Source organism: Variovorax sp. TBS-050B (genome assembly GCF_029893635.1).
GTDB lineage: Bacteria > Pseudomonadota > Gammaproteobacteria > Burkholderiales > Burkholderiaceae_C > Variovorax.
Genome location: NZ_JARXYR010000002.1, coordinates 2,598,508 through 2,622,822 on the forward strand (window position 1 = coordinate 2,598,508; position 24,315 = coordinate 2,622,822).

Annotated in this window: 23 protein-coding genes; 9 read left to right on the forward strand and 14 right to left on the reverse strand. The window is 69.6% G+C overall.

Translation table 11 applies throughout. The features are described from left to right. Positions 1-8: 8 nt before the first annotated feature. Positions 9-605, forward strand: coding sequence for an ATP-dependent Clp protease proteolytic subunit (locus tag M2165_RS15045; RefSeq protein ID WP_280815411.1), 597 nt, complete (start codon positions 9-11; stop codon positions 603-605). Positions 606-749: 144 nt separating this feature from the next. Here the strand turns inward: M2165_RS15045 and M2165_RS15050 are convergent, their stop codons facing one another. Continuing rightward, positions 750-1,139 (reverse strand): RidA family protein, encoded by a 390-nt coding sequence (locus tag M2165_RS15050; RefSeq protein WP_280815412.1) that lies wholly within the window; start codon positions 1,137-1,139, stop codon positions 750-752. A gap of 190 nt (positions 1,140-1,329) precedes the next feature. On the opposite strand from M2165_RS15050, the gene M2165_RS15055 reads away from it, so the two are divergent. The 8 genes from M2165_RS15055 to M2165_RS15090 all read left to right on the forward strand — a co-directional run bounded on the left by M2165_RS15055 (position 1,330) and on the right by M2165_RS15090 (position 10,773). After that, positions 1,330-2,910 carry an ABC transporter substrate-binding protein gene (locus tag M2165_RS15055; RefSeq protein ID WP_280815413.1) on the forward strand — a complete coding sequence of 527 codons (1,581 nt, stop codon included), beginning with the start codon at positions 1,330-1,332 and terminating at the stop codon, positions 2,908-2,910. Between the two features lie 168 nt (positions 2,911-3,078). Continuing rightward, complete coding sequence (locus M2165_RS15060) at positions 3,079-4,020, forward strand: ABC transporter permease (protein ID WP_280815414.1); 942 nt, start codon at positions 3,079-3,081, stop codon at positions 4,018-4,020. A gap of 162 nt (positions 4,021-4,182) precedes the next feature. Further along, entirely contained in the window at positions 4,183-5,022 is an 840-nt protein-coding gene (locus M2165_RS15065; RefSeq protein WP_280815415.1) for an ABC transporter permease, read from the forward strand. 31 nt (positions 5,023-5,053) lie between these two features. Continuing rightward, a complete protein-coding gene (locus tag M2165_RS15070) occupies positions 5,054-6,091 on the forward strand; it encodes an ABC transporter ATP-binding protein (RefSeq protein WP_280815416.1) in 1,038 nt (345 codons plus the stop codon). Further along, positions 6,091-7,071: an ABC transporter ATP-binding protein gene (locus M2165_RS15075; RefSeq protein WP_280817546.1), complete on the forward strand. Its 981-nt coding sequence runs from the start codon at positions 6,091-6,093 to the stop codon at positions 7,069-7,071. Before M2165_RS15070 ends, M2165_RS15075 begins: the two co-directional genes overlap by 1 nt. Before the next feature lie 2 nt (positions 7,072-7,073). Beyond that, positions 7,074-8,375: an amino acid deaminase gene (locus tag M2165_RS15080; protein ID WP_280815417.1), complete on the forward strand. Its 1,302-nt coding sequence runs from the start codon at positions 7,074-7,076 to the stop codon at positions 8,373-8,375. Positions 8,376-8,383: 8 nt separating this feature from the next. Continuing rightward, positions 8,384-9,301 (forward strand): MurR/RpiR family transcriptional regulator, encoded by a 918-nt coding sequence (locus M2165_RS15085; RefSeq protein ID WP_280815418.1) that lies wholly within the window; start codon positions 8,384-8,386, stop codon positions 9,299-9,301. Beyond that, positions 9,298-10,773 carry a D-aminoacylase gene (locus M2165_RS15090; protein ID WP_280815419.1) on the forward strand — a complete coding sequence of 492 codons (1,476 nt, stop codon included), beginning with the start codon at positions 9,298-9,300 and terminating at the stop codon, positions 10,771-10,773. The genes M2165_RS15085 and M2165_RS15090 overlap by 4 nt, the downstream gene beginning before the upstream one ends. A gap of 41 nt (positions 10,774-10,814) precedes the next feature. Here the strand turns inward: M2165_RS15090 and M2165_RS15095 are convergent, their stop codons facing one another. The 13 genes from M2165_RS15095 to paaA all read right to left on the reverse strand — a co-directional run bounded on the left by M2165_RS15095 (position 10,815) and on the right by paaA (position 24,244). After that, positions 10,815-11,621, reverse strand: a complete 807-nt coding sequence (locus M2165_RS15095; RefSeq protein ID WP_280815420.1) for a CPBP family intramembrane metalloprotease — start codon at positions 11,619-11,621, stop codon at positions 10,815-10,817. Between the two features lie 13 nt (positions 11,622-11,634). Next, positions 11,635-12,195 (reverse strand): isoprenylcysteine carboxylmethyltransferase family protein, encoded by a 561-nt coding sequence (locus tag M2165_RS15100; protein WP_280815421.1) that lies wholly within the window; start codon positions 12,193-12,195, stop codon positions 11,635-11,637. Positions 12,196-12,225: 30 nt separating this feature from the next. After that, a complete protein-coding gene (locus M2165_RS15105) occupies positions 12,226-12,984 on the reverse strand; it encodes a glucose 1-dehydrogenase (protein ID WP_280815422.1) in 759 nt (252 codons plus the stop codon). Continuing rightward, entirely contained in the window at positions 12,984-15,038 is a 2,055-nt protein-coding gene (paaZ, locus tag M2165_RS15110) for a phenylacetic acid degradation bifunctional protein PaaZ (protein ID WP_280815423.1), read from the reverse strand. Before paaZ ends, M2165_RS15105 begins: the two co-directional genes overlap by 1 nt. A gap of 146 nt (positions 15,039-15,184) precedes the next feature. After that, positions 15,185-15,919, reverse strand: coding sequence for an ABC transporter ATP-binding protein (locus tag M2165_RS15115; RefSeq protein WP_280815424.1), 735 nt, complete (start codon positions 15,917-15,919; stop codon positions 15,185-15,187). After that, positions 15,916-17,817, reverse strand: a complete 1,902-nt coding sequence (locus M2165_RS15120; RefSeq protein ID WP_280815425.1) for a branched-chain amino acid ABC transporter ATP-binding protein/permease — start codon at positions 17,815-17,817, stop codon at positions 15,916-15,918. The genes M2165_RS15115 and M2165_RS15120 overlap by 4 nt, the downstream gene beginning before the upstream one ends. Continuing rightward, entirely contained in the window at positions 17,814-18,842 is a 1,029-nt protein-coding gene (locus M2165_RS15125; protein ID WP_280815426.1) for a branched-chain amino acid ABC transporter permease, read from the reverse strand. Before M2165_RS15125 ends, M2165_RS15120 begins: the two co-directional genes overlap by 4 nt. A 171-nt stretch (positions 18,843-19,013) precedes the next feature. Then, entirely contained in the window at positions 19,014-20,162 is a 1,149-nt protein-coding gene (locus M2165_RS15130; RefSeq protein ID WP_280815427.1) for an ABC transporter substrate-binding protein, read from the reverse strand. Between the two features lie 50 nt (positions 20,163-20,212). Continuing rightward, positions 20,213-21,301, reverse strand: a complete 1,089-nt coding sequence (gene paaE, locus M2165_RS15135) for a 1,2-phenylacetyl-CoA epoxidase subunit PaaE (RefSeq protein WP_280815428.1) — start codon at positions 21,299-21,301, stop codon at positions 20,213-20,215. Positions 21,302-21,307: 6 nt separating this feature from the next. Beyond that, the gene (gene paaD / locus M2165_RS15140; protein ID WP_280815429.1) at positions 21,308-21,826 is read right to left on the reverse strand and encodes a 1,2-phenylacetyl-CoA epoxidase subunit PaaD; all 519 of its coding nucleotides are present in this window, start codon (positions 21,824-21,826) and stop codon (positions 21,308-21,310) included. Next, positions 21,823-22,596 carry a 1,2-phenylacetyl-CoA epoxidase subunit PaaC gene (gene paaC / locus M2165_RS15145; protein WP_280815430.1) on the reverse strand — a complete coding sequence of 258 codons (774 nt, stop codon included), beginning with the start codon at positions 22,594-22,596 and terminating at the stop codon, positions 21,823-21,825. Before paaC ends, paaD begins: the two co-directional genes overlap by 4 nt. 344 nt (positions 22,597-22,940) lie before the next feature. Further along, positions 22,941-23,237 carry a 1,2-phenylacetyl-CoA epoxidase subunit PaaB gene (gene paaB, locus M2165_RS15150; protein ID WP_280815431.1) on the reverse strand — a complete coding sequence of 99 codons (297 nt, stop codon included), beginning with the start codon at positions 23,235-23,237 and terminating at the stop codon, positions 22,941-22,943. Further along, positions 23,234-24,244, reverse strand: coding sequence for a 1,2-phenylacetyl-CoA epoxidase subunit PaaA (gene paaA, locus M2165_RS15155; RefSeq protein ID WP_280815432.1), 1,011 nt, complete (start codon positions 24,242-24,244; stop codon positions 23,234-23,236). Before paaA ends, paaB begins: the two co-directional genes overlap by 4 nt. Positions 24,245-24,315: the final 71 nt, after the last annotated feature.

Here is a 24,315-nt window from a genome sequence, read left to right on the forward strand (position 1 = left end):
TCACCACCATGGAAAACGACGACGACACCACCCCCGCCGCCACCGCCGAGCCGCGCAACTCCTACCTCGAAGAGAAAGCCTTCAAGTCGCGCACGCTGCTGATCTTCGGCAGCATCACCGATTCGGTGGCCGCCGACGTCACGCGCCGCCTCATCGCACTCGATGCCGACAGCACCGAGAAGCCGATCGACATCCTCGTGAGCTCGCCGGGCGGGCACCTCGAGTCGGGCGACGCGATCCACGACATCGTTCGCTTCATCAGCGCGCCGGTGAACATGATCGGCACCGGCTGGGTCGGCAGCGCCGCCACCCACCTGTTCCTCGCCGCGCCGCGCGAGCGCCGCGTGTGCCTGCCCAACACCCGCTTCCTGATCCACCAGCCGAGCGGCGGCGCAGGCGGCCAGGCCACCGACATCGCGATTCAGGCGCAGGAGATCATCAAGGCCCGCCACCGCATCGCGCACGAGATCGCCCGCGAGACCGGCAAGCCGATCGACGTGGTGCTGGCCGACATCGAACGCGACCGCTGGCTCTCGGCCGAGGAGGCGGTGGGCTACGGGCTGGTCTCGCGGATCATCCAGCGCAAGACCGAGTTGCACGGCTGAAGAGATCGGATACCGAACGCAGAGGGCGCGAAGGTTTCGCAGAGGTCGCAGAAGGCAAACCCAAAAAAGTCTTCTGTTCCTTCTGCGACTTCTGCGTAATTTTTGTCTTCCTTCTGCGTTCGGCTGTCCGATTGCGCTTTCGAATCAGCCCTTCGGCTTGTACGCCACCACGTCGATTTCGACCTTCGCATCGACCATCAGCCGCGCCTCGGTCGTCGAGCGCGCGGGCTTGTTCTCACCAAAGTAGCTCATGTAGACGCGGTTGAAGGCACCAAAGTCGCGCGCGTCGTGCAGCCACACGGTGCTCTTGCACACATCGTCGAGCGTGGCGCCGGCCAGCGCCAGCACCTTCTGGAGGTTCTCCATCACCTGGCGGGTCTGGGCCTCGATGCCACCGGCGACGATCTCGCCCTCGGCGTTCGCGGGCACCTGGCCCGAGACGTAGATGAAGTCGCCCGCGCGCACGGCCGGGGAGAAGGGACGCGCCTGGCGGTCCGAGGCGACGGGCGGGGCACCGAGGTATTCGAGCGGCATGTGAACTCCTGAAAGCAGTGGGTAAAAAAAAGAGGTTGGCGAGCCGCAAGTATCGAGCCAATCTGAAAATCTATTTCAAGAATCCAGGAAAACAAGGGTAAACACGGATGATTTGGCATGAATGCTGCTTCAAAGTGCGGACCGGAAAGAAAATTTCTTTCACAACCCGTCTGCCCACGAAGGAGTTCCCATGCCTCACGCCGGTCTTGCCCAGCGCCTGCCGCACCCCACGATGTCCAAGCGCAGCCTGCTCGGCGCCGCCTTGCTCGCGCTGCTCGGCGCGGCGCTGCCGTCGGGCCAGGTGCAGGCCCAGGGTTCGCGCAACCACGCGACGCTGGCCATGGTGGCCGAGCCGCAGACGCTCGATCCGATGGCCTCGACCGCCGACCTGGTCGGCACGATCATGCAGCACGTCTACGAGACGCTCTACACCTTCGACGGCAAGTGGAACGTGGTGCCGATGCTGGCCGAATCGATGCCGAAGATCTCGGCCGACGGCAAGACCTACGCGATCACGTTGCGCAAAGGCGTGATGCTGCACAACGGCCGCGAACTCAACGCCGAGGACGTGGTCGCGAGCCTGCAGCGCTGGATGGACCAGTCGCCGCGCGGCAAGGCCGTGGCCAAGGAGGTCGAGAGCCTCAAGGCCAAGGGGCCGCTGGCGGTGGAGATCGTGCTCAAGGCGCCGTATGCGCCGCTGCTCTCGCAGCTCGCGCTTCCGAGCGGCATGGCCGCGATCATGGCCAAGGATTCGATCGCCTCGCCGCTGAAGGACTTCGTCGGCACCGGCCCCTACAAGTTCAAGGAGCGCCGGCCCGACCAGTTCGTGCTGCTCACGCGCTTCGACAAGTACGCGGCGCGCAAGGAGCCCGCGAGCGGCTACGGCGGCAAGCGAGAGGCGGCCATCGAGGAACTGCGCTTCGTGCCCGTGCCCAACGCGAGCACGCGCGTCGAGGGCGCGCTCGCGGGCCAGTACGACTTCGCGGACCTGCTGCCGGTGGAGGCGCTGCCGCGGCTCGAGAAATCGGGCGGCAAGACGGTGCCTATCATGACCCCTTCGTTCGGCTTTCCTTACCTGGTGCTCAACACCAGGGAAGGCGTGGCCGCCAGCCAGCCGCTGCGCCAGGCGATCCAGACCGCGCTCGGCGAGGGCGAGATGCTCGCCGCCGGCTTCGGCGACACGCGCTTCTTCGTGGCCGAAGCCAACCATTTCCCCAAGGGCTCGCCGTTCTACTCGACGGCGGGCGCCGACCAGTACAACCAGCGCAATGCCGCCAAGGCCAAGGACGCCGCGGCCAAGGCCGGCTACAAGGGCGAGCCGGTCCGCGTGCTCACCAGCCGGCAGTACGACTTCCACTACAACATGTCGCTGCTGATGGCCGAGCAGCTCAAGCGCGCGGGCTTCAAGGTCGACCTCAACGTGGTCGACTGGGCCACGCTGGTGCAGCGGCGCAACGACCCCAAGCTCTGGGACATCTACGTGACCCATTCGGGCCAGTTCCCCGAACCCATGCTCTCGCCGCCGCAGCTCGGCGACGGCGCGCCCGGCTGGTGGGACACGCCCGCCAAGAAGGCCGCATTGACCGCCTTCAACGTCGAGAGCGATCCCGCCAAGCGCGGCGCGCTCTGGGGCAAGGTGCAGCAGGTGGTGTACGACGAGGTGCCGTACATCAACGTCGGCAAGTTCAACGGCCTCTCGGCCAAGAGCCCCGCACTCGACAACTACCAGCCGGCGACTTGGCCCTTCTTCTGGAACGCCCGGGTCAAGTAACAGCGTTGCTGAACACGGATACAGGACGCAGAGGACGCGAAGGTTCCGCGAAGTACGCGAAAGAACAGCCAAAGAATTATTTTTGATGAATTCCTTTCGCGCCCTTCGCGGAACCTTCGCGTCCTTCGCGTACGGCTGCCCGCTCCCGCACCCCACAACGACCACTTCATGATCCGCTACATCGCCTCCCGCGCCGCCGGCATGCTCGTCGTGCTCGCCATCGTCGCGGTGCTCGTCTTCGTGCTCACGCGCGCCGCCTCGGGCGACCCGGTCTCGGTGCTGCTGGGCGACCAGGCCACTGCCGCCGACATTGCGCGCGTGCAGAAGGAATACGGCCTCGACAAGCCGCTGCCGGTGCAGTTCGGCTACTGGCTGCGCGAGGTGGTGCAGGGCAACCTCGGCACCTCGATCTTTCTGCAGCGGCCGGTGACGCAGGCGCTGTGGGAGCGCGCCGAGCCCACGGCGCTGCTCGCGCTGATGGCCGTGGCCATCGCGGCGCTGATCGGCGTGCCCTGCGGCATCGTCTCGGCAGTGTTCCGCGGCCGCGTGGTCGACCAGCTGTTCACCGGCATCGCGATGCTGGGCGCGAGCATCCCGAGCTTCTGGCTCGGCATCGTGCTGATCCAGCTCTTCGCGGTGTCGCTCGGCTGGTTCCCGGTCTCGGGCTACGGCGCGCCCGATGCGGCGCTCGCCGAGCGGCTGCATGCGCTGGTGCTGCCGGCCGCCGTGCTCGGCCTGCTGAACTCGGCGCTGATCATCCGCTTCACGCGCGCCTCGATGCTCGACGTGCTCGGCGAGGACTATGTGCGCACCGCGCGCTCCAAGGGCCTGGGCGAAGGCGTGGTCGTGCTCAAGCATGCGCTGCGCAACGCGCTGGTGCCGATCGTCACGGTCATCGGCCTCACGGTCGCGCTGATGATCGGCGGCGCGGTCATCACCGAGACCGTGTTCGGCCTGCCGGGCGTGGGCAACCTCGTGGTGAACGCGGTGCTGCGGCGCGACTATCCCGTGATCCAGGGCGCGCTGCTCGTCATCGCGGCGATCTACGTGCTCATCAATTTCTCCATCGACCTGCTGTATGCGGTGGTCGATCCGCGGGTGAAGGTATGACGCGGGATCGCACGGCCGAACGCAGAGGTCGCGAAGGTTTCGCAGAAGTCGCAGAACAAAAACCAAAAAATTGTCTTCATTCTTTTCTGCGACTTCTGCGTAGTTTTTGTCTTCCTTCTGCGTTCGGCTGTCCGATCCCGCATTCCTTCTGAAGAGCGCCTCATGCAAATGCCAAGAATGCTCCGCCAGCTGATGCACCGCCGCATCGTCATGATCGCCGCGCTGGTGCTGATCGCGATCGCCACCCTCGCCATCGGCGCGCCGCTGTTCGCCTCCATCGATCCCAACGACACCGCCGTGCTGCAGCGGCTGAAGGCGCCGAGCGCCGAGCATCTGCTGGGCACCGACGAGCTGGGCCGCGACCTCTATTCGCGCATCGTGCACGGCGCGCGCTATTCGCTCGCCATCGCGGCGCTCACCGCGCTCGGTGCGGTGGTCGCGGGCACGGTGCTCGGGCTCGCGGCCGGCTTCTTCCGCCGGCTCGACGCGCCGCTGATGCGCGTGGTCGACGCGATGATGTCCTTGCCCGACATCCTGCTCGCGATCGCGCTCGTCGCGATCCTCGGGCCCTCGCTGGTCAACACCGTGCTCGCGCTGGTGCTGGTCTACACGCCGCGCGTCGCGCGGGTGGTGCGCGCTTCCACGCTGGTGGTGCGCGAGCTGCTGTTCGTGGAAGCGGTGCGTGCGCTCGGCGTGCGCACCTCGCGCATCCTGTGGCGGCACATCCTGCCCAACCTGATGTCGCCGATCCTGGTGCAGGTGTCGTTCATCTTCGCCTATGCCATCCTCGCGGAGGCGGGGCTTTCCTTCCTCGGCGTGGGCGTGCCGCCCGAGATCCCGACCTGGGGCACCATGGTCGCGGGCAGCCAGCAGTACGCGCACCAGGCCTTCTGGGTGGTGCTGTTCCCGGGGCTCGCCATCATCTTCACCGCGCTGTCGCTGCAGCTGCTCGGCGACGGCGTGCGCGACCTGCTGGACCCCAAGCTGAAGAAAACGGCATGAACGCACCTCCCCAGGGAAAGGCCGCACCGAGATGAACACCGCCTCCAACCCCCCGCGCCTCGCGGTCAGCAACCTGAGCACCAGCTTTCCCACCGAGGACGGCCTGGTGCGCTCGGTGGCCGACGTGAGCTTCTCGATCCAGCCCGGCAGGACCACCGCGCTCGTCGGCGAATCGGGCTCGGGCAAGTCGGTGACCAGCCTCACGCTGATGCGCCTGCTGCCCAGGACCGCCAACGCGCAGGTCAGCGGCAGCGCCGCCTTCGTCACGCGCGAGGGCCGCACGCTCGACCTGCTGTCGATCGGCGAGCGCGAGATGCGCGCGCTGCGCGGCAACCAGCTGTCGATGATCTTCCAGGAGCCGATGACCAGCCTGAACCCGGTGTTCACCATCGGCGAGCAGATCGCCGAGAGCGTGCGGCTGCACAAGGGCCTGGACCGCAAGGCGGCCATGGCGCATGCGCTGCGCATGCTCGAGCTGGTCGAGATACCGGCCGCCGCGCAGCGCGTGCGCGAGTACCCGCACCAGCTGTCGGGCGGCATGCGCCAGCGCGTGATGATCGCGCTCGCGATGGCCTGCGACCCGACGCTGCTGATCGCCGACGAGCCCACCACCGCGCTCGACGTGACGATCCAGGCGCAGATCCTCGAACTCATGCGCCGCCTGCAGGCCGAGACCGGCATGAGCATCCTCTTCATCACCCACAACCTGGGCGTGGTCGCGCACCATGCCGACGACGTGGTGGTGATGTACGCCGGCCGCGTGGTCGAGCGCGCACCCGTGCGGCCGCTGTTCGCGCAGCCCGGGCATCCGTACACGCAGGGCCTGCTGGCCTGCCTGCCGGGCAAGGCGCGGCTGCCGGGCCAGCCCCGGCCGCGGCGGCTTTTCGCGATCCGCGGGCAGGTGTCGAGCCCGCTCGCGCCGCCGCCGGGCTGCGCGTTCGAGCCGCGATGCGACCTGGCGCTTCCGGCCTGCAGCGCCGCGATGCCGCCGCTGATCGATGTCCAACAGGGACGGCAGGCGCGCTGCATCCGCGTGCAGCCGGCCGAACCGCTCGCGAGGGCCGCATGATGACCGCCGCCGCTTCCCCTCTCATCGAAGTCCGCGGACTCAAGAAGTACTTCGGCAGCGGCGACCGCCCGGTGCGCGCCGTGGACGACGTGTCGTTCGCGATCCAGCCCGGCGAGACGCTGGGCCTCGTCGGCGAATCGGGCTCGGGCAAGAGCACCATCGGCCGCACCGTCCTGCGGCTGCTCGAACGCACCGGCGGCGAGGTGCGCTACCGCGGCGACGACATCGGCGCGCTGTCGGGCGAGCGCATGCGCAGGCTGCGCAGCAAGCTGCAGATCATCTTCCAGGACCCGTACGCGAGCCTCAATCCGAAGATGCGCATCGGCGCGATCCTCGGCGAGGCGCTGTCCACGCACGGGCTGCACAAGGGGGCCGCCGCGCGCGAGAAGCGCATTGCCGAGCTGCTCGAGACCGTGGGCCTGCGCGCCGAGCATGCGAGCCGCTTTCCGCACGAGTTCTCGGGCGGTCAGCGCCAGCGCATCGGCGTGGCGCGCGCGCTGGCCGTCGAGCCCGAGTTCATCGTCGCCGACGAGCCGCTGTCGGCGCTCGACGTGTCGATCCAGTCGCAGGTCATCAACCTGCTGGCCGACCTGCGCGAGCGGCTCGGCCTCACCATGCTCTTCATCTCGCACGACCTCGACGTGGTCGAGTACCTGTGCGACCGCGTGGTGGTGCTGTACCTCGGCAAGGTGATGGAAGTGGCGAGCACCGACGAACTCTTCGCGCGCCCGTCGCATCCCTACACGCAGGCGCTGCTGGCCGCGAGCCCGAAGCCCGATCCCGAGACGCCGACCGAGCGCATCGCGCTCAGGGGCGACATCCCGAGCCCGATCGCGCCGCCCTCGGGCTGCGTGTTCCGCACCCGCTGCCCGCATGCCATCGACGCCTGTGCGCAGACCGTGCCGCCGCTGGACCAAGTTTCGCCCGGACACTACAGCGCCTGCATCCGCAAGGAACTGCTCTCCCACATCGCCGCATGACCATGACCGCCAACGCAACCAACGACTTCATCGACCCGCTGCTCGACGGCGGCTTCAAGGGCTACCCGCGCACCCAGCCGCCGCGCCGGCGCAGCGAGATCGGCGCGGCCGGATGGAACGTGCTCGCGGGCGACCTGCCGCTGCCGCTGGCGCTGCTCAAGCGCGAGGCGCTCGAGCACAACCTCGCGTGGATGCAGTCGCGCGTGCGCGCCTGGGGCATCGACCTTGCGCCGCATGGCAAGACGACGATGTCGCCGCAGCTGTTTCAGCGGCAGCTCGATTCCGGCGCCTGGGGGCTGACCTTCGCCACCGTCACGCAACTCGCGGTGGGCGTGGCGGCCGGCGCACGGCGCACGCTGATCGCGAACCAGGTCGTGAGCGACGAGGACCTCGCCGGCATCCAGCTGCTGCTGGGCGCCCATGCCGGGCTGCGCGTGGTGTTCCTGGTCGATTCGCTGGCGCAGCTCGCGCTGATCGAAGACTGGTCGCGGCGCCATCCCGAGAGTGTGCCGTTCGAGGTGATGCTCGAGATCGGCGTCGAGGGCGCGCGCACCGGCTGCCGCACGCACGAGGAAGCGGTCGCGCTCGCCAGGGGGCTGCGCGCGAGCGACGCGGTCAAGCTCGTCGGCATCGAGACCTACGAGGGGCAGGGCGCCACCGGCGCCAGCGAGCCCGACACCGCCTATGCGCGGGCGCTGATGGACCGCGTCGAGGCCATTGCGCGCCAGTGCGACACCGAGGCGCTGTTCGAGACCGACGAAGTGCTGCTCTCCGCAGGCGGCTCGGCGATCTTCGACCTCGTGGCCGGCCGGCTCAAGCCCGCGCTCGGCGCGCCGGTGCGCGGCCTGCTGCGTTCCGGCTGCTACGTCACGCACGACCATGGCTTCTACAAGCGCATGGTGAGCGCGGTCGACCAGCGCCTGGGCTGCGACTGCGGCGAGAGCCTGGTGCCCGCGATGGAAGTCTGGGCCACGGTGCAGTCGCGCCCCGAGCCGAGCCTGGCGATCCTCGCAGTGGGCAAGCGCGACATCTCCTTCGACCTGTCGCTGCCGGTGCCGATCGCGCGCGCGGCCCGCGGCGCCTTGCAGCCGCAGGGGGTGCCCGCCGGCTGGAAGATCACCGCGCTCAACGACCAGCATGCCTACCTGCGCTGGGAGGCGCCCGAGGAAGCCGAGGCGCCGGCCGTGGGCGACCGCGTGGGCCTGGGCATCTCGCATCCCTGCACCACCTTCGACAAATGGCACTGGATGCCGATCGTCGAGGCGGACTACCGCATCAGCGATGCGGTCGCCATGCACTTCTGAAATTGCCGATGACGCCTTCACTGCTCCAGCGGATCGCGGACCTGCGCAGCGACGCCTCGGCCACGCGGCGCGCGATTCTCGACCTGATCCTCGAAGACCCCGACCGCGTGCTCGAGGAGAGCTTCGAGCAGCTGGCCGAGCGCTCGCGCAGCTCGGTGCCCACGATCATGCGCACCTGCCGCGACCTCGGCTTTGCGGGCCTGCGCGAGTTCAAGCTCGCGCTCGCGCAGGAGCTCGCGCTCGGCGGCTCGCCGCTGCACCGCCGCGTGAACATCGAGGACGCGGCCGACGAAGTGGTCGGCAAGATCGCGCGCAGCGCCGCCGCCTCGGTCTCGGGCGTGCGCAGCCAGCTCGACATGCAGGTGCTCGAAGGGGCGGTGGCCGCCATCGCCGCCGCGCCGCACGTCGACCTGTACGGCGCCGGCGCCACCTCCTGGTTCATGGCCAACGACCTGCAGGCGCGGCTGTTCCGCCTCGGCCTGTCGGCCAACGCCTGGGCCGACTACCACCTGCAGCAGGTGGCCGGCGCCGCGCAGCGCCCGGGCGGCGTGGTGATCGCCATCTCGCACGTGGGCGGCATGCCCTCGCTGCTCGACGCAGTGGACATCGCGCGCGGGCAGGGCGCGAAGGTGGTGGCGCTCACGCGACCCGGCACCGCGCTCGCGGCCAGGGCCGACTTCCTGCTCGGGCTCTCGGTGCCCGACGATGCGGTCATGCACGTGGGCATCGATGCCTACCTCACGCACCTCACCGCGATCGAGATCCTCACCGTGCTGGTGGCGCAGCGCCGCGGCGAACCCGCGGTGCAGCGCCTGCAGCGCGCGCGCGAAGCCTTCCAGCGCCACGGCATCGATGCGAGCACGCATCCGCTGCAGAGCTGGGACGGCGGCGGCATCAACCAGGACAAGGGAGGGCGCGCATCGTGAGCGAGCCGCAAGCCGTACTGCTCGAAGCCGGCCTCGTGGTCGACGGCACGGGCGGACCTTCATGGCCCGGCGACCTGCTGCTGCAGGGCGACCGCATCCTCGCGCTCGGCGAAGGCCTGCGCGGGCGGCTGCCCGCAGGCCTGGCGCCCGCGGCGGTGGAGATCGTCGACTGCCGCGGCAAGGTCATCGCGCCCGGCTTCATCGACGCCCACACGCACGACGACGCCATCGTGCTGCGCGATCCGCTGTGCCTGCCCAAGCTGTCGCAGGGCATCACCACCGTGGTCACGGGCAACTGCGGCATCTCGCTGGCGCCCTACCGCACGCCGCGCTCCCTGCCCCCGCTCACGCTGCTCGGCGCCGATTCGTTCAGGCACGCGAGCATGGCCGCATACCGCGCCGCCGTCGACGCGGCACGGCCAGCGCTCAACGTGGCCGCGCTCGTGGGCCACACCACCCTGCGCTTCGCCGCCATGCAGGCGCTCGACCGGCCGGCCAGCGCCGACGAACTCGCGCACATGGCGGCGCTGCTCGACGGCTGCATGGCCGAGGGCGCGCACGGCATGTCCTCGGGCCTCTTCTACGAAGAAGCCTTTGCCGCGCCGGCCGAGGAAGTGACCACGCTCGCACGCGTGGTCGCGCGCCACGGCGGCGTGTACGCCACCCACCTGCGCAGCGAGATGCAGCAGATCATCGAAGCGCTGCACGAGGCCGGCGACTCGGCCTTCGCGGCCGGCGTGCCGCTGGTGATCTCGCACCACAAGTGCGCGGGCCCGGCGAACTGGGGCCGCACCCGGGAGACGCTGCCGCTGATCGAGACGCTCGCCAAGCGCCAGCAGATCGCGATGGACGTCTATCCCTACGTGGCCGGCTCGACCGTGCTGCGCGAGGACCTCGTCGACGGCGTGATCGACGTGCTGCTGACCTGGTCCGACCCGCACCCCGAGATGACCGGCCGCCTCGTGGCCGACATCGCGCGCGAATGGGGCGTGAGCGAGAAGGAGGCCTGCCTGCGCCTCAAGCCGGGCGGCGCCTGCTATTTCCAGATGCAGGAAGAGGACGTCGAACGCGTCATCGCGCATCCGCTCACCATGATCGGCAGCGACGGGCTGCCGCACGACCGCCATCCGCACCCGCGCCTGTGGGGCGCCTTCCCGCGCGTGTTCGCGCGCTACTGGCGCGAGCGCGGGCTCTTCACGCTCGAGCAGGCGGTGCACAAGATGACCGGCATGACCGCGCGCAACCTGCGCATCGCCGACCGCGGCCTGCTGCGCGCCGGTGCGATGGCCGACGTGGTGGTGTTCGACCCCGCCACCATCGCCGACACCGCCACCTACGACCGGCCGCACGGCCTGAGCCTGGGCATCGAGCGGGTGTTCGTGAACGGCGTGCTGGCCTACCGCGGCGGCACCGGCGACGAGGCGGCGACGATCGCGCGCGCGGGGCGCATGCTGACGCGCGCGGGCGCCTGACGCGCAGGACGGGCGCCGGGACCGGCACAGCCTGCCGCGGCTCAGGGCGCCGGACCGCGCAGCACCACCGGCGCCACCAGCATGTGCCGCAGCGCCAGCGCCCCGCATGCGCCCGCGAACAGCGCCAGCAGCAGTGCGAGCAGGGCGTCGGCGGCCGAGAAGGCGTCGGGCATGTCGGCCAGAAAGATCGTGCCGCTGTTGTAGGCCGCATGCAGCGCGATGCAGGGAATCAGCGAACGCGTGCGCTCGTAGAGCCAGCCGAGCACGGTGCCCAGCACGAGGCCGACCGCGAACTGGTAGATGTTCATGTGCGCCGCACCGAAGACCAGCGCCGAGCCGACGATCGCCTGCCATCGCCCGTAGCGGCGCAGAAACCCGCGCAGCACGATGCCGCGGAACAGCATCTCCTCGAGCAGCGGCGCCATCACGCAAACCGCGAGCGTGGCCGCGATGCTGCCGTCGGCCATGCGGCTGAACATCGATTCCTCCCAGGCCGAGAGCGGCGCCACCCGCACCAGCAGGTAGAGCACGGCGCTCATCAGCAGCATCAGCCCCGGCACCAGCAGCAGCGTGGGCGGCACCACGAGCACCAACGTGGCGCGCGCGGAGACCGGGGACTGGTGGAAGAGTTCGCGGTAGGTGAGCTGCTGCCAATGCATGACGCCGGCGAACACGCAGCCGTTGGCCAGCACCACCGCGAGCACGCCGAGCTGCATGTCGCCCAGGCCGAGCCAGCGGTTGGCATCGCGCAGCGCGGCGGCGATCAGGTATTCGCAGAGGAACAGCGCCACGAAGAGCAGAACCGCCTGCGTCGCGCTCGGAAATGCCTCGTTCGTGCGGGAGCGCATGGCGGGTCTCCGGTTACAGGACGAAAGGCACGAAGCGCTTGGTGCGCTGCATGTAGCGGCGGTACGCCTCGCCGAAGTGGGCGATGCATTCCTTCTCGTCGCGCAGCGCGGTCATCACGAGCAGCGCCGTGGCCGCGAGCACCAGCGCGAGCGTGAGCCAGGTGAACTGTTTCAGGAAGGCGCCCCAGGCCAGCAGCATCAGGGCCGTGTACATCGGATGGCGGATGTAGCGGAAGGCGCCCGTGCTCACGATCGAAGAGGTCTTCTCGAAGGCATAGAGCGCCGGGTCGTCGCTGCGCGCCTCGGTGGGCTTGCCCTGCGCCTTGAGCAGCCGCACCGCGTGGATCGGCAGCCAGATCGACAGCGCGAGCAGCACGCAGGAGAGCAGTTGCGTGAAGGAAAGCGGATCGACGTGCCACACCGGCAGGTTCAGCACGATCAATGCCAGCATGCATTCCCACGCGAAGAAGCGGTAGAAGCCATGCGAGCCCGGCTGGCGCAGCGGGCCGCGCGACACGTACGCCAGCGCTGCCGAACCGGCTACAAAGAGAAAGATCTGAAACCAGAAGAGCATGGCGGCCGAATTTACACGGACCGCCCGCCTTCAGCCAGAGATGGAGAATCCCCCGTCCACCGGAATGGCCGTGCCCGTGACGTAGTTGGAGGCGGCGCTCGCCAGGAACACCGCGGTGCCCGCGATGTCGGCCGGCTGGCCCCAGCGGCCGGCGGCGGTGCGGGCCACCACGCGGTCGTACAGCGTCGGGATCAGCGAGCGCGCGCCGTCGGTCAGCTCGGTCTCGAACCAGCCCGGCAGGATGGCGTTGACCTGGATGTTGTCGGGCGCCCACGAAAGCGCGGTCGACTTGGTGAGCTGCACGATGCCCGCCTTGCTCGCCGCATAGGCGGGCGCATAGGGCGCGCCGAAGATCGACATCATCGAGCCGATGTTGATGATCTTGCCGCCGCCCGCACGCTTCAGGTGCGGATGCGCGGCGCGGCTGCACAGGAAGGCGCTGGTCAGGTTGGTGTTCATGACCTGGTGCCATTCGTCCAGCGAGAGCTGGTCGACCGGCTTGCGCACCGTGGTGCCGGCGTTGTTGAGCAGGATGTCGAGCCGGCCGCAGCGCGCCGCGGCTTCGTCGACCGCCTTCTGCACCGAGGCTTCGTCGGCCACGTCGACTTCGAGCGCGAAGCTGTCGCTGCCCAGCGCGCGCAGCGCCTCGACCGCGGCGGCCGACTTGGCCGCATTGCGCGCGGCGATCACGACCCGCGCGCCGGCTTTTGCAAGACCCTGGGCCATGCCGAGGCCGATGCCGCCGTTGCCGCCGGTGACGAGCGCTGTTTTTCCCGTGAGATCGAACATCAGGTGGTGGTTTCCGGTTTCTTGGCGACGAGGGTCAGGATATCGTAGCTGGCGACCAGCTCGCCGTCCTGGTTCGTCACCTCCACGTCCCATGCCACCACGCCCTGGCCCTGGCCGCTCGCGTCGCGGCGGTTGCGGTCGATCTTGCGCTTGCAGGTCAGGCGCGCGCGGATCGTGTCGCCGATGCCCACCGGCTTGACGAAGCGCAGCGTGTCGAGCCCGTAGTTCGCGAGCACCGGCCCGGGCGAGGGCGAGACGAACAGCCCCGCCGCGGCCGACAGCACGAAGTAGCCGTGCGCGATGCGCTTGCCGAAGGGCGACTGCCTGGCCGCGACCTCGTCGAAGTGCATGTAGAAGTAGTCGCCCGAGATGCCGCCGAAGGCCACGATGTCGGCCTCGCCGACGGTGCGGCGGTGCGTGAGCAGCGAGTCGCCGATCTGCAGGTCCTCGAAGTGGCGGCGGAAGGGGTGCACCTCGCTCTCGCGCACGGCCGCACCGCGCACATGCTCGCGCGCGATGGCGGCGAGCATGGTGGGCGAGCCCTGCACCGCGGCGCGCTGCAGGTAGTGCTTGACGGCGCGCAGGCCGCCGAGCTCCTCGCCGCCGCCCGCGCGGCCCGGGCCGCCGTGCTTGAGCTGCGGCAGCGGCGAGCCGTGGCCGGTCGATTCGGCCGCGGCCTCGCGGTCGAGCACCAGCAGCCGGCCGTGCCAGGCGGCCGCCGCGGGAATCGCCTTCGCGGCCACGGCCGGATCGCGCGTGACCAGCGTGCCCACGAGGCTGCCGCGCCCGCGCGCGGCGAGCGCGAGCGCCTCGTCGATGCCTTCGTACGGCATCAGCGTGCTGACCGGGCCGAAGGCCTCGACGTCGTGCGCCGCGTCGTGCGCGAGCGGGTCGCGGCTCAGGAGCAGCGTGGGCGCGAAGAACGCGCCTTCGGCCACGCCGTCGCCGAGCGGCGCGAAACCGTCGCGCTCGCCGTACACCAGCTCGGCGCCCTGCAGCAGCGTGGCCACGCGCGCGGCCACGTCGGCCTGCTGCGCATGCGAGGCCAGCGCGCCCATGCGCACGTCCTCGCGCGCGGGGTCGCCGATCACGGTCTTCGCGAGCCGCGCGCGCAGGCGTTCGGCCACCGCGTCGAGGTGCCGGCGCGGCACGATCGCGCGGCGGATCGCGGTGCACTTCTGCCCCGCCTTGATGGTCATCTCGCGCGCCACCTCCTTCACGAAGAGATCGAACTCCTCGTCCTCGGGCGTCACGTCGGGCGCGAGGATCGCGCAGTTGAGCGAGTCGGCCTCGGCATTGAACGGGATCGCGCGCGCGACGAGGTTCGGATGCACGCGCAGCTTCGCCGCGGTGTCGGCGGATCCGGTGAAGGTGACCACGTCGGGCTCCAGCAGGCGGTCGAGCAGGTCGCCCGTGCTGCCGATCACGAGCTGCAGGCTGCCTTCGGGCAGGATGCCCGACTGCGTGATGAGCCGCATCAGCGCCTCCGTGACGAAGCTCGTCGCGGTCGCCGGCTTGCCGATGCACGGCATGCCCGCGAGGAAGCTCGGCGCGAACTTCTCGAGCAGGCCCCACACGGGGAAGTTGAAGGCGTTGACGTGCACCGCCACGCCGCCGCGCGGCACCAGGATGTGCGTGCCCGCGAAGCCCCCCTTCTTGCCGAGCGGAAAGGCCGGCCCTTCGTGCACGAGGTTGCCCGAGGGCAGCTCGTTGGTGCCGATGCCCGCATAGGCGGCCAGCGTGCCGGCGCCGCCCTCGATGTCGATCCAGCTGTCGGTGCGCGTGGCGCCGGTGTGGGCGGCGATCGCGTAGAGCGTCTCCTTCTGCGCGGCGAGGTACTTGGCGAGCGCCTTCAGCCGCTCGGCGCGCTGCTGGAAGTCGAGCGCCATCAGCGCGGGCAGGCCGACGCGGCGCGCATGGTCGAGCGCCTCGCCGAAGTCGATCGCCTCGGCATGCGTGCTCGCGACGGGGCGGCCGTTGACGGCGCTGCGCAGCGGCTGCGCAGCCTGGGTGCCGAGCCAGCGGCCGGCGATGTAGCTTTGGAGTGTGGTCATGTGCGTGTGTCCTTGTATTGGCTCCTTCCCCCTTTGGGGGAAGGTTGGGATGGGGGCGTGCGGCGCTCGTTCCAGAAGCGGCGCTTCGTCGAACGCCGCGTGCCCCCACCCCAACCCTCCCCCCGGAAGGGGAGGGAGAAAAACGATCAGTGCTTCTTTCCGATGCCCAGGTACGTATCGATGATCCGCTGGTCGTGCATGAGCTCGCCCGCCCCGCCTTCGAGCGCCACCGCGCCCATCTCGAGCACGTAGGCGCGGTCGGCCACCTGCAGTGCGGCGCGTGCGTTCTGTTCCACCAGCAGCACCGAGACGCCGTGGCTGCGCAGCTGCGCCACCACGCGCAGCACCTCGCGCACCACCAGCGGCGCGAGGCCGAGCGAAGGTTCGTCGAGCATCAGCAGCCGCGGCCGGGCCATCAGCGCGCGGCCGATCGCCAGCATCTGGCGCTCGCCGCCCGAGAGCGTCGAGGCCAGCTGCGGGCGCCGCTCGCGCAGCCGGGGAAAGATCTCGAACACCTCTTCCATCCGCGCGCGCTGGTCGCGCTGGCCCTTGCGCCAGCGGTAGAAGCCGCCGAGCAGCAGGTTGTCCTCGACCGACATCTCGCCAAACAGCTCGCGCCGCTCGGGCACCAGCGCCACGCCGCGCGCCACCATGGTCTCGACGCTCGGGCGCGCGATGCGCTCGCCCGCGAGCGCGAGCATGCCGGTCGAAGGCAGCAGGCCCATGGCCGCGCACAGCAGCGTGGTCTTGCCGGCGCCGTTGGGACCGATCACGGTAACGATCTCGCCCTCGTCGACCCGCAGGCGCACGCCGTGCACCGCTTCCACGCTGCGGTAGGCGACGCGGAAGTCCTCGAGCTGCAGCAGAGGCGACCCGCTCATCGCGCCGGCTCCCGCAGGTCGTCGTCGGCGCTGCCGAGATAGGCTTCGAGCACGCGCGGATCGGCCTGCACTTCGGCCGGCGTGCCGCTGGCGATGACGGTGCCGAACTCGAGCACGGTCACGCGGTCTGCAAGGTTCATGACGAATTCCATGTCGTGTTCCACCACCAGGATGCCGAGGCCTTCGGCGCGCAGCTGGTCGAGCAATGCGGAAAGGGCGCGCTTCTCCAGATGGCGCAGGCCCGCGGCCGGTTCGTCGAGCAGCAGCACCGAGGGCTGGGCCGCCAGTGCGCGCGCGATCTCGACCACGCGCTGCTGCCCCAGCGACAGCGAGGCCGCGGGCGCATCCGCATGCGCGCCCAGGCCGCAGCGTTCGATCTGGCGCCGTGCCTCGGCCAGCAGCGCGGCCTCTTCGGCGCGGTCCAGCCGCAGCATGGCCGCGAGCCAGCCGCGCCGGGCGCGCAGGTGGGCGCCGAGCGCCACGTTCTCGACCACGCTGCGCTGGCCGAGCAGCCGCACGTGCTGGAAGGTGCGGCCCAGGCCGAGCGCAGCGAAGGCGCGCGAGGGCTTCTGGGCCATGGGCTGGCCGGCGAGCCGCACCTCGCCCGCGCTCGGGTCGTCCACGCCCGAGATCATGTTGAAGAAGGTGCTCTTGCCGGCGCCGTTCGGTCCGATCAGCGCGTGGATCTCGCCGGCATGCAGCGTCATCGAGATCGCGTTGTTGGCGACCAGCCCGCCGAAGCGCTTACTGACCTCGCTGGCCTGCAGCAGCAGTTCGCCGCGCGCGGGCAGGGTGCGCTGCGACAGCCGCGCCTGCGCCGCCGATGGCGCCGGCGAAGTACCGGACGCGCGCGGCGTGTCGCGCACCCACCGGCGCGCGAGCCGCGCGAGCGTGGGCCAGAGGCCGTCGGCAAAGCGCTGCAGCACGAACAGCATCAGCAGGCCAAACACGATGACCTCGAAGTTGCCGCTGCTGCCGAGCAGCGAGGGCAGCAGGTCCTGCAGCTTCTCCTTCAGCAGCGTGATGAGCGCCGCGCCGAGCACCGCGCCCCACAGGTGGCCCGCGCCGCCCACCACCGCCATGAACAGCAGCTCGATGCCGATGTTGAGGTTGAAGGGCGTGGGGTTCACGAAGCGCTGCAGGTGCGCATAGAGCCAGCCCGACACGGCCGCGAGCAGCGCGGCGAGCACGAACAGCTTCACGCGGTGGCGCGCGGTGTCCACGCCCATCGATTCGGCCATCAGCCGGCCGCCCTTGAGCGCGCGGATCGCGCGGCCTTCGCGCGAGTCGAGCAGGTTGTGCATGGCCCAGAGCGCCAGCAGCAGCACCGCCCAGATCACCACGCCCAGGGCGCGCGGCGTGGCGAACGAATAGCCGGCGACCGCGAGCGGCGGCACGCCCGTGATGCCGGTCTGCCCGCCGAGGAACTCCATGTTGCCGAACAGGTAGTACAGGCTCAGCCCCCAGGCGATGGTGCCGAGCGGCAGGTAGTGCCCCTGCAGCTTGAGCGTGACCGCGCCCAGCGCCCAGGCGAGCGCGAAGGTCAGCACCAGCCCCAGCAGCAGCCCCGCCCATGGCAGCAGCGCGGGGCTCGCGAAGCCGCCCAGCCAGGCCGCGGCCGTGGGCGAGGTGCAGATCCATGCCGTCGCGTAGGCGCCCATGCCGACGAAGGCGGCCTGGCCGAAGGAGGTCATGCCGCCCACGCCGGTCAGCAGCACCAGGCCGACCGCGACCAGCGCATAGAGCCCGATGTTGCTGAGCACCGAGACCGTGAACTCCGGCAGCAAGCCCCAGGCCAGCGCGAGCGCGACCACGCAGGCGAGCGTCAATTGCCTCGGCGTCACCAGCGCACGGCTCTCGGGCGGCGCCACGGCGTTGTCGGAAGCCGCGTGGTTCATTCCTCGTCCTCCACATGGTGGCTGTGCAGCGAACGCCACCACAGCACGGGGATGATCAGCGTGAAGACCAGCACCTCCTTGAACGGGCTGGCCCAGAACGAGGCGAAGGCTTCGAGCTGGCCCACCATCAGCGCGCCCGCCAGCGCCATCGGATAGCTCGCGAGCCCGCCGACGATCGCCGCGACAAAGCCCTTGAGGCCGATCAAAAAGCCGGTGTCGTAGTAGACCGTGGTGAGCGGCGCGATCAGCAGGCCCGAGACCGCGCCGATCAGCGCCGCGAGCGCGAAGCTCAGGTCGCCCGAAAGCCCGGTCGGAATGCCCGACAGCCGCGCACCCACGCGGTTGATCGCGGTCGCGCGCAGGGCCTTGCCGACCATCGAGCGGCCGAAGAACAGGAACATCGCCACCACCAGCAGCAGCGTGATGCCCACCACCACCAGCGACTGGCCGCTGACCGGAATGCCGCCGAGCTCGAAGCGCGCTTCGGAGAACGCGGTGGTGCGGTAGCCCTCGGCACCGAAGAACAGCAGCCCCAGGCCCACGAGCACGCCGTGCAGCGCCACCGAGACGATCAGCAGCATCAGCACGCTCGCATCGGCCAGCGGCCGGTAGGCGAGCCGGTAGAGCAGCGGCCCGAGCGGCGCGATCAGCACCAGGGTGGTGACGGCCTGTGCGGCCATCGAGGTGGGCCGCAGCCCCAGCACCAGCGCGCATGCCGCGGCCGGCAGCGCCACGCACCAGGCGAGCGTGGAGCCCCACTCGACCACCGCGCCGCGCTTCCAGCGCCAGGCCTCCACCGCCAGCACCAGCGCGGCGAGCGTCAGCAGCAGCCACAGCGTGGCCGGCAGGCGGCCGGTCTGCAGCATCGCCATCGACAAGGCCCCGAAGGCGACGAACTCGCCCTGGGGAATGAAGATGACGCGCGTGACCGAGAACACCAGCACCAGCGCGAGCGCCATCAAACCGTAGACGGCGCCGTTGACGATGCCGTCCTGCCCGAGCAGCAGGGCGATCTGCAAATCCATGGAAGAAAACCTTCGGGCGGGGCCCGTGAGTGGATACCGGTGCATTGCTCCTTCCCCCCTTGGGGGAAGGTTGGGATGGGGGCAGGCGCGGCCTCCAAAGCGGTGCGGCTTTCGACGGCCGCGTGCCCCCACCCCAGCCCTCCCCCGAAAGGGGAGGGAGCAAGAAGCGAATCAGGGCTGGAATTTCCAGGCGCCGTTCTCGATCTTCACCATCACGCGCGCGCGCTGGTCGAGCCCGAGATGGTCCTTCTCGGTCATGCTGAACACGCCGTGCGCACCCGAGACTTCCTTGACCTGCTCCAGCGCATCGCGCAGCGCGGCGCGGAACTCCGGCGTGCCGGGCTGCGCCTTCTTGAGCGCGACCGGAACGGCCGAGGTCATCAGGAGGCCGGCGTCCCAGGCGTGCGCGCCGAAGGTCGAGACCGAGTTCTTGCCGTGCGCGGCCTCGTAGGCGCTCACATAGGCCAGGGCCGACTTCTTCACCGGATGGCTCGCTGGCAGCTGCTCTGCGACCAGCACCGGGCCGGCAGGCAGGAAGGTGCCGTCCACGTCCTTGCCGCCCACGCGCAGGAAGTCCGCGTTCGCCACGCCGTGGGTCTGGTACATCTTGCCGGTGTAGCCGCGTTCCTTGAGCGTCTTCTGCGGCAGCGCGGCCGGCGTGCCCGAGCCCGCGACCAGCACCGCATCGGCCTTGGCCGCCATGATCTTGAGCGCCTGGCCGGTGACCGAGGTGTCGGTGCGCGCATAGCGCTCGTTGGCGACGATCTTGAGCTTCTTCAGGTCGGCCGCCTTCGCGAATTCCTGCGCCCAGCCTTCGCCGTAGGCGTCGGAGAAGCCGATGAAGGCCACCGTCTTCACGCCGTTGGCGGCCATGTGCTCGGCGATCGCGAGCGACATCATGATGTCGTTCTGCGGCGTCTTGAAGACCCACTTCTTCTTGTCGTCCATCGGGTCGACGATGCGCGCCGAGGCGGCGATCGAGATCATCGGCGTCTTCGCCTCGCTCACCACATCGATCATCGCGAGCGAATTGGGCGTGGTGGTGGAGCCCAGCACGATGTCGACCTTGTTCTCGGCGATCAGCTTGCGCGTGTTGGCCACGGCCGCGGTGGTGTCCGAGGCGTCGTCGAGCACGATGTAGTTGATCTTCTGGCCGCCGATGGTCTTGGGCATCAGCGCGATGGTGTTCTTCTCGGGAATGCCCAGCGAGGCGGCCGGGCCCGTGGCCGAGAGCGTCACGCCGACGTTGACGTCGGCCCAGGCGAGGACGGCGGCGGCGCACAGGGCGGCGGTCAGCAGGGGCTTGAAGAAGAATTTCATTGGTCTTGTCTCCGGTTGAAAAATCATTGTCGTGGTGCGGGGTGTGGCCGTCAGCGCTCGTCGAAGGACAGCGTGACGCGCTCGGTGAGCGGATGCGCCTGGCAGGTGAGCACGAAGCCCGCGGCGACTTCATTCTTGTCGAGCGCGAAGTTCCTTTCCATGCGGACTTCCCCCTCCACCAGCTTGGCGCGGCAGGTGCCGCACACGCCGGAGGTGCAGGAGAACGGCACTTCGAGTCCCGCGGCGGAAGCGGCATCGAGGATGCTCGGCTGGCCCTCGTCGAACGCGATCTCGCGCTGCAGGCCGTCGCGCACGATCGTGATGCGCGCCCGCTTCGCATCGCCGGGCTTCGATTCGTGCACCACCGCGCCGACCGCGCCGCCCGCGGAGGGCAGCGCGACGCCGAAGCGCTCGATGTGGATGCGGTCCTCGGCCACGCCCGCGGCGAGCAGCGCGGCCTCGGCCTCGTCGTTCATCTGGAACGGCCCGCACACGTAGACATGATCGATGCCGGCGGCCGGCACCACGCTGCGCAGGAACTCGCCGATCTTCTCGCGGTTCATCACGCCCGCGCCCAGCGGCGATTCGGTGTGCTCGTCGGAGAACACATGGTGCAGCACCAGCCGCGTCATGTAGCGGTTCTTCAGGTCCTCGATCTCTTCCTTGAACATCGTGGACTGCAGTTGGCGGTTGCCGTAGATCAGCGTGAAGCGGCTCTTCGGCTCGCGCGCGAGCACGGTCTTCATGATCGAGAGGATCGGCGTGATGCCGCTGCCGCCCGCGATGCCGACGTGGTGCCGCGCGGCCTGCGGCTCGATCGGCACGAAGAAGCGGCCCTGCGGCGCCATCACCTGCACCGTGTCGCCGGGCTGCAGGTGGGCGTTGATCCAGTTCGAGAACACGCCGCCGCGCACCTTGCGCACGCCCACGCGCAGCTCGCCGTCGTCGAGGCCGGCGCAGATCGAGTAGGAGCGGCGCAGGTCCTGGCCGTCGATGTCCTTGCGCAGCGTGAGGTACTGGCCCTGGGTGAAGCCGAAGACCTCGCGCAGTTCGCCGGGCACCTCGAACGAGACGATCACGGCCTCGGGCGTGTCGGGCTCGACGGCCTTCACGCGCAGCGGATGGAAGAGGGTGCTCATCGGGGTCTAGATCGGCTTGAAGTGTTCGAAGGGTTCGCGGCAGGCGAGGCAGCGGTACAGCGCCTTGCAGGCGGTGGAGCCGAAGGCCGAGAGGCGCTCGGTGCGCTCGCTCGCGCAGCGCGGGCAGGCGATGCGCTCGCCCGCGATGCGGCCGAAGAGCCTGATCGGCATGGCGGTGTTCGAGGCGGCCTGCGCGGGCGGCGCGATGCCGTAGGCCTTGAGCTTCGCGCGGCCTTCGTCGCTGATCCAGTCGCTCGACCACGCGGGCGCGCGGCGCAGCGTGGCGCGCGCCCGGCCGAGGCCCGCCTGCTCGACGGCGGCCAGCACGTCGTGTTCGATGGCCTCGGTCGCGGGGCAGCCGGAGTAGGTGGGCGTGAGCACGATCTCCAGGCCGTCGTCGTGCGCGATCACCTCGCGCACGATGCCGAGGTCGCACACCGACACGGCCGGCACCTCCGGGTCGGGCACGGTGTGCAGCACGGCCCAGGCCGCCGCCACGCGCGATGCCGCCGCCACGGCATTCACCACACGCCTCCGGGGTAGGTGCGCTGCAGGTGCTGCATCTCGGCCAGGATGTAGCCCATGTGCTCGCTGTGCACGCCCTGCTTGCCGGTGCTGCGGAAGGCGGCTTCCTTGGGCATCGCGAGGTCGGCGGCGTCGAGCACCTGCTGCATCTCGGCCAGCCAGGGCGCGCGCAGTTCGCTCCATGCGGGACCGAGGCCGTTGGCGCTGGCCTCGGCTTCCACGGCGTCGCTCTCGAACAGTTCGGGCACGTAGAGCCACAGCTGCGCCAGCGCGCGTTCGGTGCGGCGGCGCGATTCCTCGGTGCCGTCGCCGAGCCGCACCACCCAGTCGCCCGAATGCTGCTGGTGGTAGCGCGCTTCCTTCACGGCCTTGGCGGCGATGGCGGCCACTTCGGCATCGTTCGAGGCCGCGAGGCGCTGCCACAGCAGCTTGAGCAGCGTGGCGACCATGGTGTTGCGCAGCACCGTGAAGGCGAAGTCGCCGCGCGGCAGCTCCACCAGCGTGAGGTTGAAGTAGTCGCGCTCGTCGCGCAGGTAGGCGAGCTGGTCCTCGTCGTGGCCGCGGCCTTCGAGCGTGCCCGCGTGCGTGAGCAGCGCGCGCGCCTGGCCCACGAGGTCGAGCGCGATGTTGGCCATGGCGATGTCTTCCTCGAGCACGGGCGCATGGCCGCACCATTCGCCCAGGCGCTGCGCGAGCACGAGGCTGGTGTCGGCGATGCGCAGCAGGTACTGCACGGCGGGGGTGCGGTTCAGTTCGATCGATGCTTGCATGTCGGTGCCTTATCTGTGCGCTCTTGGTTTGCGCTGTCGTTCGGGGCGTGTGCACAGGGCACCGGGTACTCCCCTCCGCGAATGTCCCCCGCCTTCGGCTCCTCCTTTATTTCGCTGCGGGGAGCACCCGGTGCCCTGTGCACGGGGCACGCGGCTGGTTTGCGGCTGATCAACCAGTGCTCTGATGCGATCACGTCGATGGGGTGCCTTGCGCAGCGAAATAAAGGAGGAGGCCGCAGGCCGGGGGACATTCGCGGAGCAAGGTACCCCGTCGGCGTGATCGGGCCCTGAACAGCAGCGCGCATGCACCCCACGGAGCAGGGAAAAGCCAAGCTGTCCCATGGCTACATGTGGTCCACGGACTTCGGCAACGCATAGAAGGTCGGATGCCGATAGACCTTGTCCTCCGCCGGATCGAAGAACATGTCCTTGTCGCCCGGGTCGCTCGCCACGATCTGGTCGGAGCGCACCACCCAGATGCTGCTGCCTTCCTGGCGGCGCGTGTACACGTCGCGCGCCATCTGGATCGCCATCTTCGGATCGGCCGCGTGCAGGCTGCCGCAATGCTTGTGGTCCAGACCCGCCTTGCTGCGGACGAACACTTCCCACAGCGGCCATTCCTGTTTCTGTTCGACGCTCATGCCGCCTCCTTCACCGGTTGCTTGTTCGCATGGGCCAGCGCCGCCTCGCGTACCCAGGCGCCTTCTTCCCAGGCGTCCACGCGGGCCTGCAGCCGCTCGCGGTTGCACGGGCCGTCGCCGCCCACCACGCGCCAGAACTCGCGCCAGTCGATCGCGCCGAAGTCGTGCGCCTGGCGTTCCTCGTTCCACTTCAGGTCCGGATCGGGCAGCGTCACGCCCAGGATGCGCGCCTGCTCCACCGCGGCATCGACGAACTTCTGGCGCAGCTCGTCGTTGCTGAAGCGCTTGATTCCCCACCGCATCGACTGCGCGCTGTTCGGCGACTGGTCGTCGGGCGGGCCGAACATCATCAGCGACGGCCACCACCAGCGGTTCACGGCGTCCTGAACCATCGCCTTCTGCGCATCCGTGCCGTGGGTCATCATCGTCAGCAGCGACTCGAAGCCCTGGCGCTGGTGAAAGCTCTCCTCGCGGCAGATGCGGATCATCGCGCGCGCATAGGGCGCGTACGAGCAGCGGCAGATCGGCACCTGGTTCATGATCGCCGCGCCGTCCACCAGCCAGCCGATGGTGCCCATGTCGGCCCAGGTCAGCGTCGGGTAGTTGAAGATCGAGCTGTACTTGGCCTTTCCGCTGTGCAGCGCGTCGAACATCTGGTCGCGCGAGGTGCCCAGCGTCTCGGCCGCGGCATAGAGGTAGAGCCCGTGGCCGCCCTCGTCCTGCACCTTCGCGAGCAGGATCGCCTTGCGCTTGAGCGTGGGCGCGCGGCTGATCCAGTTGCCCTCGGGCAGCATGCCCACGATCTCCGAATGCGCATGCTGGCTGATCTGGCGCACCAGCGTCTTGCGGTAGTGCTCGGGCATCCAGTCCTTGGCCTCGATGAAGTCGCCGGCGTCGATGCGCGCCTCGAAGCGCTCCTCGAGCCGCATCTCCTCGGCCGAGCGCACGGCCTTCGGCTTGCCGTCGCCGGGCTCCTTGCCCATGGTGTCCATGGCTTGCGTATACATCAGCGTGTCCTTTCTTCAACTGGGCTTTCCGGGGCAGCCGCGGAACCGGCTTTGCCGGGCCGCTGGCTGCG

Coding starts and splice junctions, on each gene's coding strand:
- paaB (WP_280815431.1), bottom strand. CDS start 23,237: ATGAGCGTCGAACAGAAACAGGAATGGCCGCTGTGGGAAGTGTTCGTC.
- M2165_RS15115 (WP_280815424.1), bottom strand. CDS start 15,919: ATGAGCGGGTCGCCTCTGCTGCAGCTCGAGGACTTCCGCGTCGCCTAC.
- M2165_RS15100 (WP_280815421.1), bottom strand. CDS start 12,195: ATGCTCTTCTGGTTTCAGATCTTTCTCTTTGTAGCCGGTTCGGCAGCG.
- M2165_RS15125 (WP_280815426.1), bottom strand. CDS start 18,842: ATGGATTTGCAGATCGCCCTGCTGCTCGGGCAGGACGGCATCGTCAAC.
- M2165_RS15055 (WP_280815413.1), top strand. CDS start 1,330: ATGCCTCACGCCGGTCTTGCCCAGCGCCTGCCGCACCCCACGATGTCC.
- M2165_RS15085 (WP_280815418.1), top strand. CDS start 8,384: ATGACGCCTTCACTGCTCCAGCGGATCGCGGACCTGCGCAGCGACGCC.
- M2165_RS15095 (WP_280815420.1), bottom strand. CDS start 11,621: ATGCGCTCCCGCACGAACGAGGCATTTCCGAGCGCGACGCAGGCGGTT.
- M2165_RS15070 (WP_280815416.1), top strand. CDS start 5,054: ATGAACACCGCCTCCAACCCCCCGCGCCTCGCGGTCAGCAACCTGAGC.
- M2165_RS15045 (WP_280815411.1), top strand. CDS start 9: ATGGAAAACGACGACGACACCACCCCCGCCGCCACCGCCGAGCCGCGC.
- paaC (WP_280815430.1), bottom strand. CDS start 22,596: ATGCAAGCATCGATCGAACTGAACCGCACCCCCGCCGTGCAGTACCTG.
- paaE (WP_280815428.1), bottom strand. CDS start 21,301: ATGAGCACCCTCTTCCATCCGCTGCGCGTGAAGGCCGTCGAGCCCGAC.
- M2165_RS15105 (WP_280815422.1), bottom strand. CDS start 12,984: ATGTTCGATCTCACGGGAAAAACAGCGCTCGTCACCGGCGGCAACGGC.
- M2165_RS15130 (WP_280815427.1), bottom strand. CDS start 20,162: ATGAAATTCTTCTTCAAGCCCCTGCTGACCGCCGCCCTGTGCGCCGCC.
- paaZ (WP_280815423.1), bottom strand. CDS start 15,038: ATGACCACACTCCAAAGCTACATCGCCGGCCGCTGGCTCGGCACCCAG.
- M2165_RS15080 (WP_280815417.1), top strand. CDS start 7,074: ATGACCGCCAACGCAACCAACGACTTCATCGACCCGCTGCTCGACGGC.
- M2165_RS15050 (WP_280815412.1), bottom strand. CDS start 1,139: ATGCCGCTCGAATACCTCGGTGCCCCGCCCGTCGCCTCGGACCGCCAG.
- M2165_RS15065 (WP_280815415.1), top strand. CDS start 4,183: ATGCAAATGCCAAGAATGCTCCGCCAGCTGATGCACCGCCGCATCGTC.
- M2165_RS15060 (WP_280815414.1), top strand. CDS start 3,079: ATGATCCGCTACATCGCCTCCCGCGCCGCCGGCATGCTCGTCGTGCTC.
- M2165_RS15120 (WP_280815425.1), bottom strand. CDS start 17,817: ATGAACCACGCGGCTTCCGACAACGCCGTGGCGCCGCCCGAGAGCCGT.
- M2165_RS15075 (WP_280817546.1), top strand. CDS start 6,091: ATGACCGCCGCCGCTTCCCCTCTCATCGAAGTCCGCGGACTCAAGAAG.
- paaA (WP_280815432.1), bottom strand. CDS start 24,244: ATGTATACGCAAGCCATGGACACCATGGGCAAGGAGCCCGGCGACGGC.